This is a genomic window from Daejeonella sp. (genome assembly GCF_049655485.1).
Lineage (GTDB): Bacteria > Bacteroidota > Bacteroidia > Sphingobacteriales > Sphingobacteriaceae > Daejeonella.
The window spans coordinates 1-9,094 of sequence record NZ_JBASJU010000145.1 but is presented as its reverse complement, the minus strand read 5'-3'; the positions used below and the strand labels follow the sequence as shown (position 1 = coordinate 9,094).

Below are 9,094 nucleotides of genomic sequence, written 5' to 3'. Positions count from 1 at the left end.
GCTGTTTTTAAAGGTGGCGAAGTCATGTCCTTAAAAGAGTTTATTGACCCCTTACAACCCGGAGTCAAAGAGGAAACCAGCCCTGAATTTTCTGGAATAATGAAAGAGATATCCCAGGACAATCTGGCTTTTGATGAGGAAGCTCCTAATGAATATTCAAGTGAAAATCAAAATCCGGATGAAACCCATGCTATAACTACTGAACCTTCACCCGAACAGGATGGTACAGGAATATCACCTGTTATGTCTGAATTGCAAATAGATATTGCTGATGACATTGACGATGAAGCGATACACGGACGGAACCGGCGCAAGAAAAGAAAATCAAGAACAAATACCCGATAACTTTATAAAATTCATGAAATGGTTATACTAATAGGCAATCAAAAAGGCGGCGCAGGTAAGAGTACGCTCACCCTGCTATTTGCCAATTATTTAGCTACCATTCGCAAGCGAAGGGTGACTGTACTGGACATGGATTATCAGCAGTCCATCGCCTCCAAATCTGAAAAAGCGAAAATTTTGGAAAACCAGCCGGACTATGAAGTGATCCCTTCAGATCTCAAGCATTTTCCTATGCTGCTAAATGTATTAAACAAGAATAAAGGCGAGATCGTACTCATCGACTTGCCAGGCAAGATGGACGATGACGGGCTGATCCCCGTGTTCCTGGCCGGAGATATGATCTTATGCCCGTTTAATTATGATGAATTCTCTGTTGACTCAACACTACTGTTTGCGATGGTCGCCAGGAAGATTAATAACCATGCACCATTTATTTTTATTCCCAACCGTATCAAAAACACGGTGAAATACGAAACCAGGCTTGAAGTCGAAAAGGTATTACAACGCTTTGGTGTCATAACACCTGGCATTGCTGACCGCGTAGATTTCCAAAGGATCAGCACGGTACATACGCCTCTTATCCTATTACCGGTAATCCTTCCGATCCTTGATTTGGTTTACGAAGCCTATCTTTTGAAGGAGGAACAGCCATGACTGGTATTAAATCTCTTGCTGATGAACTGAGGGAAAAAATCCGATCGCAGGACGCAGAAAATCCGATAACACCTAAAGAAAACCCTCCTGAAAAAACTAAAAAGCCTTTTGCACTTAAAGTAACGGATAAGGAAATTGCATCTCTATTTAATGCTCTTGCTGCCTACGAGCTTTGCGGCTCTGACAAAATGCTAATTCGCCTCGATACCCGAACAACCAATTTGCTGAAGCAACTAAAGCTGGCCAAAGGTGTTGACATGAACAAGTTCATTGCATACAGTTTGCAAGTTTTCCTGGAACAGCATCCCTGGCTCAGCTCTTATATTAAAGAAACCCTTAAAAACACTGACTTATGACATGGACAAATTTTTTATTGATTTTATTAGTGACTTATCTCACCTACTATGGGCTGAATGTAATCTTTGACCTTTTTATGGCTCGCAAACAACCAGGGTCCGAAAGTGATCAGGATGTATTGTTTTTCAATGAAGATAATAGCCCTGAGCTGATTACTTATGAAGAAGAGTTGGAAACACCAGCACCTCCATCTGTATCGGAAAATCTAGAGCCGGACACTCCAAAACAGTCCAGTTTTACATCGGGACTGCTTAGATCAACAGGCGCCGTTGGCATTAAAGAGTTATTCAATCTGGCAAAGGATGACCTCATCGAATATACCAGGGCGATCCCTTATTAAACTTTATTGCTACGTATGATTTCTTCACGTTCACCTTAATCAAATTCCAGGATGAAAACCATTCCTCAATTTTTGAAGGCAGCTTTGGCTGCCTTTTTTATTGCATTACCTTTTTTTTGCTCTGCTCAACAACCACCCGGTATAAATGAATTCTACCAGGTAAGCGGCGAAATGCACCGCTGGTATTTCAGTCTGTCCGATCTGGTTTTGGTGATCGGTGCGATCAGCGGAATACTCGGAGGTCTGAGAATCTATTCCAACTGGCAATCCGGCAAACATCATCACATAGATGCCCAGGTTATGGGCTGGTTTTTTTCCTGCCTGTTCCTAACGCTGATCGGTGTCTTTCTCAGGGCTCTCTTCAGGGTCAATTAACTCTTCATTTAAACATTAACCTTTTTAATTCTTACTCTTATGACAAGTAAAACTCAAAAACTGTTATCATTTGCTGCGCTGTTTACTGTAGCAGTACAAACCGCCATGGCTCAAGGAGGCGGCGGCACAACCGGAATCAATGCAGCAACATCTTCGCTGACAAGTTACATAGATCCAGTATCAACATTAACCCTTGCGATTGGGGCTGTAGTTGGAATCATAGGAGGTGTACGCGTATACATCAAATGGAATTCCGGCGATAACGACATCAACAAAGAACTTATGGGCTGGGGAGGATCGTGCCTCTTCCTGGTTTTGGTGTCGGTGGTCATTAAGGCATTTTTTGGTGTTTGATGATTCGCAAATTTTCCATATACAAGGGGCTGCAGAAGCCTCTTGTATATAAGGGATTTAAAGGAAAGTTTATTGCCTGGGGTATCGGGTCGCTGGCATTAGGGTTGGTATCAGGCGGCCTGCTGGGTGCCCTGACAAATATGTATCTGGGTGGGATCGTAACCATACTGTCCATTACCGGAGGACTTTCCTATACCTTTTTCCAACAGAAGAATGGCCTGCATTCAAAAACTCGCCACAAAGGAGTCTTTATACATCCCATCAATTTAAAAATAAAATATGCAAACACATCAAAAGACCGCATTTAAAATGCCCTATGCCGGTATTGATCCTGATGATGGTCATGCTGTACTGTATGGGGAAAGAGGTGATTTCTCAATGATCTTTCAGATACGTAACCCTGTTTTGCAGTACGGTGCAGATCCTGACGCTTATTCAGCTTACCATCACCTCTTGCTTAACATGATCAAAATTCTGGGTGAAGGATATATCATCCAGAAACAGGATGTATTCTCCCGTCAAAAATATCAGCCTAAGCCTGCCACAGAATTCCTGCAACAGAAATATAATGAACATTTTGAGGGAAGGGAATATACCAACATTAGCACCTACCTTATTCTGACACGTCAGGTTAAAAGAGGGGCATTTTATGTGTACGATAAGAAAGTGCTGAACGATTTTCATCAGCACCGGGGCAAAATATCTGACCTTTTGAACGGCTCAGGTTTGAGCCCTCACCTTTTGAATGAAACAGAGATCAATTGCTATATCACCGCTATCCTGGGTATGGAGTTTTCATCCGGACACGCTGTCCTGGATAACATCCTTTCCGGGGATCAGCAACTAGGAATTGGTACAAGGGCAGTTCGTAGTATTAGTTTAATCAATACAGATACGATAGACCTGCCGGAAAAGCTCGGCACATATACTGAAAAGCATGATGGTAAGAACCTTCGTGAATTCCCGGTTGATAACCTTTCCTTCCTGCATCAGGTACCCGGTTATCAATGCATCGTTTATAATCAGGTGATTGAGATTCCCGGACAACAGCTTACACTGAATAAACTGGAATTAAAACGTAAACGGCATTCCGGTGTGCCTGATCCGGCCAACCTGATTTGTGTGGAGGATATTGATCAGCTTCTTGTTGATGTGGCCAGGGAAAATCAGCTGCTGGTAAATGCTCATTATAATATTATAGTTTGCGCAGAGGCTTCCAAAATTAGCAAGGCCGCCAATTTTATTGAAGCAGCACTTTTCCAGCAAGGTATTATCCCTTCACGCAATGCCTATAATCAACTGGAGCTTTTTCGCTCTGCTCTTCCCGGCAATGCGGTAGAATTGAAAAAATACGACTGGTTTTTAACGACCTCGGACGCTGCGCTATGCTTTTTCTTCAAAGAATCCATGCTGACAGATGAGGACTCGGATTTTCTGATCCGTTTTACCGACCGCCAGGGAATCCCGGTAGGTATAGACCCGGCGGATTTACCGATGCGTACTAACCGAATAAATAATCGCTCAAAATTTGTTCTGGGAGGCAGTGGAAGCGGAAAATCTTTTTTTATGTGTGCGCTTCTTGAACAGTATATGCTTTACAATATGGATGTGGTCATTGTCGATGTAGGCCATTCATATTCCGGTTTGTGTGCCTACTTCGGTGGTAAATATTACACTTATACCGAAAAGAACCCTATTACGATGAACCCGTTCGCTATCAGCGAAAGTGAATATAACATTGAGAAAAAAGATTTTTTAAAAACCTTGATAGGGTTGCTTCTTAAAGGAGCCGAAGGCTCGATTTCTCAGATAGAAGATACCATATTTTCCAATGTGATCTCAGCATTTTATTCTGACTACTTCATACCGGAATCTAAAAAGAAAATAGATGCTCTAAATTTTGATTCCTTTTATCATTATTCGGTAGAGAAGATTAGAGAGATCAAAGATCATGAAAAGATCAGTTTTGACCTTGATGAATACCGTTATGTTTTAAAGAAATTTTGCAGAGGCGGTGAATACGGATCGCTCTTAAATGAAACCTCTGATGCTTCCGTATTTACTGAAAGGTTTATCGTCTACGAAATAGATTCCATCAAGGAGAATAAGGTTTTATTTCCCATAGTGACTCTGATCATTATGGATGTGGTTTTACAGAAGATGCGCCACCGCACAGGACAACGTAAAGCCCTGATCCTTGAAGAGGCCTGGAAAGCTATTGCATCACCCTTAATGGCAGGGTACATTCTTTATTTATATAAAACCATGCGCAAATTCTGGGGGGAACCTATTGTGGTCACCCAGGAGCTTGGAGATATTTTGGGTAATGCGGTGGTCAAAGACAGTATCCTGAATAACTCTGATACCATTTGCCTGCTGGATCAAAGCAAGTTCAAGGAGAATTACGATGATATCGCAAAACTGCTTTCATTAACACCAATTGAACAGAAAAAGATCTTCACCATTAATCAACTTGACAACAAGGAAGGTCGTGGAAAATTTAAGGAAGTGTATATCCGCAGGGGATCAACCGGCGAAGTTTATGGTGTGGAAGTATCGCTATTTCAATACCTGACGTATACCACCGAAAAGCCGGAAAAAAATGCCGTTGAAACCTACATGAGGGCTTACGGATCTTACCAGGCAGGGCTGGAAGCTTTTGTTTCCGATCTGGAGCGAAGCAGCTTGAAGCTTGAAACATTTGTCCGAAAAGTTAATCTGGAAGGGATACTCCCAGTTGGTTCTTTAGAATATTTTAAACCTGATTTTATATGAAAAAGCTAATCTCAATTTTAGGGTTTTGCCTGCTGGTTTTGCCAGGTTTTACCCAGATCTACATCGATCCGGCGACAGCCGGTGCAACGGCAGCCCATTCAGGAATCATTAATGGCCAGCTTAATAAAACCAACGATAACCTGACCCTGATACAGCGCGGACAACTGGCGGTAACAGGGCAACTGGTAATAGTAAACGACTTGCAAAACCAGATTTATAAAGGTTTGAGTGAGGTATCGGGCGTGGTCCGATCATTACTTGCGGTAAAGGATATTACCGAAATCAGTATTGACATAGTGGAAGATGTAAACAAGGCGGTCACTATTGCCCAAAGCAATCCTGCGCTGTTGCTATTTGCGGAAGGGGGTGCCAGGGAGTTTAAAACACGGGCTACAAACCTGGCCGCAGAGGTCAGTTCATTTGTATTACAAGGTGGTAAGAGTAACCTCATGGATTCGGGGGAAAGGGCAAAACTGTTGAACAGGATCGTTAATGAATTGATGATCTTACGGGGTGTGGCCTACGGTATGTACCGCTCCATGTACTGGGCAAAACAGCGTGGGATACTAAATTCTCTGAACCCCTATGCGGGGTATATCAATATCGATAAACAGATCGCTGATGATATTATCCGAAATGCCAAATACCTGAAGCAATGAAATATTTTATTCTCTTCTTGATCTTGTTGGGCATAGTGTCTGAAGGATCAGCCCAGATAAATGTACAACTCTTGCATCAGTTAGTGGCCGAAAGCAAATCAGAGCATAGCAAGCAAGAGGAAGCTAGAAATAAACAAGCCATTACATCTGCAAATGAAGAAGTGAACCGTTCTCAAATGAGCAAGCTTAAAACCAAATACCGCGAATTGCAGAGCCGCTTCCAAACGCTCGGATTGGCAATAGATGCTACACAGATTGGATTACAAGCTGCGCCTGTTATCACAGAAATCATCCAGCAGCAAAACCTTATTTTCCAGCAAGCAGGTAACGACCCATTATTGATATTGCTTGCCTATAACGCTGAAATGGACATGGCTGATCAGGCATATTTACTAAGTAACTACTTGTACGGACTGGCAATAAGTTTCGGTGATCTAAACCAGATGAAATCCAGCGACCGCAAAATACTGTTCAGCCATGTTTTGACAGAGTTGCGTAGGATCGCCGGGGCATCGAGAGGGCTGGCAGCAACGATGTACTACGCCAGCAGGAAAAAAGCACTTCAATCTATAAACCCCTTTGCAGACTTTATCAATGAGGATAAACGATTAGTTGATGACATCCTGCGAAAAGTCGAGCTTCTTAAAAACCCCTGATCTTATGAAACACCTTCTTTTTTTTTTACTATGGGTTGGCTGGTTGTCTGGTTTTGCCCAGGTTGTGGTTTTTGATCCCAGGCACTTTGCAACGGTTAATGAAAACGGAGCAGTCCGCCTAGTAGCCGAAAATACAAACAATAACTACCTGAATACGATCAATAACCGGCTGGATGATATTAACCTTAATATCACTTCCGTTGTAATGGTACAAACGCTCATCCGTAACTCTTTAACTCAAGTAAACCAGGCGCTCAAAAGCGGTTTGACAGTCATACAGATCGGGCAGATCTCCAACGAAATCATTCAGGAAAGCAACGATATGATTGCGATTGCAAAGTCAAATCCTGTATTGCTTTTGTTTGCCGAAGATGTTGCCCGGCAGATGAAATCGCGTGGCGTTAACCTGGTCAGCGAAGTATCCGGGTTCATCTTAAAAGAAGGTGATAATGTTCTGATGGATTTTGAAAAACGAGATGCGCTTCTCCGCAAAGTTATCCTGGAGCTAAGGGTAATGCGGGCTTTATGTTACAGTATGAGTCGATCCATGTACTGGGCAAAAGTGAATGGAGTACTGAAGACAGCCAACCCATACCGTGATTTTATCAACCAGGACACCAGACTGGTAAATGATATCCTGTTTAAATATAACCTCCTAAAAAAATAACGATGAAAATAATACGAATATTAATCCTGCTCCTCTTAGGCTGCAGGTTCGCTTTTGCACAAATGGTGATCAATGATGAATCTATCCGTTATCAGCAAGAGCGGATGGTGTTTAAACAGTGGGATAAGAATAAATTTACTCCAAAACCTGGTTTTTTAAGTCTTAATCCCTTGTACTGGCTAACCTGGGCCTGGTATCCTGATTACCAGAAAAAAGATCTGCGCCCCTTGGGACCAATAGGGCCCCAGACTCAACGTCTGATTTTTGTTGCTGCGATGCAAAACACGGAGAATACTTATAAATTACAAGCAGACACTTTGCGAAATACGGCAGTCACCGAAGCAGTCAACTATTCCGGCATAACCTCTGCTGCCGACCCATTATGGTTGTTGTACTATCGGCATGAATTCGATCCTCTAATAAATCAACAGGATGACGAATTACTAAACGGCCTTACCCAAAAAGAAAAGGATTATCTGAACCGTAGCGGGGTATTGAGTTGGTACCAGGAAGAAAGTCATGCCTTGAATGAACGGCTGGATGCTGCACGTAATACTACTGTAGATAGAGGATCCCGTATGTTAGCTTATCATCGCCTCCTGTCCGAATACCGCAAGCTGGCTGCAGCATGGGACACCAAGAAGCAAAATGCAAGACTATATCTTTCTCTAGCGGAGTCAGCGGATAAAGTTAAAGGGCGGGGCGTCCCGATTGAGAAAAATACTGGGTACAGAACGGATAAACAGATCGCAGATGATGTACTGAACAAATCCAAGCTTTAAACGAATAGCTATGACAACAATCCAAATAATAACCGGCCTCGCCGGTTTTTTTGTGCAGGGTCAGCCCGTGAATGTCCCGGACTCTTTCAAGGATACATTTAATTTTCTACAAGGGAATGGAGTATATGAGGAAGGAACAATGCACTTTTTAAAACAGATGAAGAACACTATGTGGACGCATTACGATGCTTTCGTTGCAGATGCACAGGCACTGTCAGCAATCTTTATGCTCATTTTCTTTGCTATCAAATCGTATGAGATGATGTCGGGCGATAAAAAGCTGGAGATTATGCCGCTCTTACGGCCTTTCGGCCTGGTAATGGTTATTCTCTGGTGGTCGACTTTTACAAGGGTGGTTGCTTTTCCGACTGATGTGATTGCCAATAAAACCGAAGCCATGTTTGACGGTAGCCAGACGGCAGTGAATGACCTTCGCCTCCAACGTGCCAAGCTCATGGTTGAAGTGTCTGATCAGTTGCTCACTATACAGGCCCAAACGGAAACGGCCAAAAAGGAGGCAGATACCTGGTATGAAAATGCTTGGGAATCCGTCAGGTCTTCTGTAAAGGAAGGATTCTCCGAAGTTTGGAACCCGATTGTAGAGATGCGCAACCGTTTACAGGTCGGTCTGCAACTGCTTGCAACTTCCTTATTGGAAACGATTGCTTTGTGGTTCTTGCGTATATGCGTTTATGTGATCTTTATTATCCAGATCATTTTTTCAACAATATTGATCATTCTCGGGCCTTTTTCAGTAGCGGTCAGTATTCTGCCTGCTTTTCGGGATTCGTTTAGCACATGGGTGGCACGCTTTATATCTGTCAATCTGTACTCTGGCATTGCGTATTTGGTAATGTATGTTGCATCCCTTTTTCAGCAATATGCTATGGAAGCAGAAATTACCCGTTACCAGGAACTGGTTGGTACATCAGGAGCTAGCATGGAGAAACTTAGTGTGTTTGCAGGAAATGGTGTCCTCTCTTTCGGGATTGTTATTGGAACGTTTATCATCGGGGCACTGACCATGCTTACCGTTCCCAGTATATCCACATGGATCGTTTCCACCTCTGGTATTACCTCCGCTGCTTCTTCAATGGGTAGAGGAGCATCCAATATGTCCCGCATGATGA

At 42.9% G+C, this 9,094-nt stretch carries 12 protein-coding genes and 1 pseudogene; all 13 read left to right on the top strand.

Going from position 1 to position 9,094, the window contains the following annotated elements; all coding sequences use genetic code 11:
• A pseudogene (locus WBJ10_RS05950) lies at positions 1-345 on the top strand (hypothetical protein); the annotation flags it as partial.
• Positions 346-363: 18 nt separating this feature from the next.
• Positions 364-999 (top strand): ParA family protein, encoded by a 636-nt coding sequence (locus WBJ10_RS05945; protein ID WP_324486135.1) that lies wholly within the window; start codon positions 364-366, stop codon positions 997-999.
• Entirely contained in the window at positions 996-1,355 is a 360-nt protein-coding gene (locus WBJ10_RS05940; protein ID WP_424288603.1) for a hypothetical protein, read from the top strand. The genes WBJ10_RS05945 and WBJ10_RS05940 overlap by 4 nt, the downstream gene beginning before the upstream one ends.
• A complete protein-coding gene (locus WBJ10_RS05935; RefSeq protein ID WP_424288602.1) occupies positions 1,352-1,696 on the top strand; it encodes a hypothetical protein in 345 nt (114 codons plus the stop codon). Before WBJ10_RS05940 ends, WBJ10_RS05935 begins: the two co-directional genes overlap by 4 nt.
• Positions 1,697-1,747: 51 nt before the next feature.
• Positions 1,748-2,071 carry a DUF4134 family protein gene (locus WBJ10_RS05930; protein ID WP_424288601.1) on the top strand — a complete coding sequence of 108 codons (324 nt, stop codon included), beginning with the start codon at positions 1,748-1,750 and terminating at the stop codon, positions 2,069-2,071.
• A gap of 39 nt (positions 2,072-2,110) precedes the next feature.
• Complete coding sequence (locus WBJ10_RS05925; RefSeq protein WP_324486128.1) at positions 2,111-2,425, top strand: DUF4134 domain-containing protein; 315 nt, start codon at positions 2,111-2,113, stop codon at positions 2,423-2,425.
• Complete coding sequence (locus tag WBJ10_RS05920; RefSeq protein ID WP_276348961.1) at positions 2,425-2,733, top strand: DUF4133 domain-containing protein; 309 nt, start codon at positions 2,425-2,427, stop codon at positions 2,731-2,733. The genes WBJ10_RS05925 and WBJ10_RS05920 overlap by 1 nt, the downstream gene beginning before the upstream one ends.
• The gene (locus WBJ10_RS05915; RefSeq protein WP_276348962.1) at positions 2,705-5,200 is read left to right on the top strand and encodes a TraG family conjugative transposon ATPase; all 2,496 of its coding nucleotides are present in this window, start codon (positions 2,705-2,707) and stop codon (positions 5,198-5,200) included. The genes WBJ10_RS05920 and WBJ10_RS05915 overlap by 29 nt, the downstream gene beginning before the upstream one ends.
• Complete coding sequence (locus WBJ10_RS05910; protein WP_276348963.1) at positions 5,197-5,859, top strand: hypothetical protein; 663 nt, start codon at positions 5,197-5,199, stop codon at positions 5,857-5,859. The genes WBJ10_RS05915 and WBJ10_RS05910 overlap by 4 nt, the downstream gene beginning before the upstream one ends.
• Positions 5,856-6,515, top strand: a complete 660-nt coding sequence (locus tag WBJ10_RS05905; RefSeq protein WP_276348964.1) for a hypothetical protein — start codon at positions 5,856-5,858, stop codon at positions 6,513-6,515. Before WBJ10_RS05910 ends, WBJ10_RS05905 begins: the two co-directional genes overlap by 4 nt.
• A gap of 4 nt (positions 6,516-6,519) precedes the next feature.
• Positions 6,520-7,182 carry a hypothetical protein gene (locus WBJ10_RS05900; protein WP_276348965.1) on the top strand — a complete coding sequence of 221 codons (663 nt, stop codon included), beginning with the start codon at positions 6,520-6,522 and terminating at the stop codon, positions 7,180-7,182.
• 2 nt (positions 7,183-7,184) lie between these two features.
• Positions 7,185-7,964 (top strand): hypothetical protein, encoded by a 780-nt coding sequence (locus WBJ10_RS05895; protein ID WP_276348966.1) that lies wholly within the window; start codon positions 7,185-7,187, stop codon positions 7,962-7,964.
• 10 nt (positions 7,965-7,974) lie between these two features.
• Positions 7,975-9,094 (top strand): plasmid transfer protein (locus tag WBJ10_RS05890; RefSeq protein WP_424288600.1); only part of this gene is annotated, 1,120 nt, incomplete at its 3' end.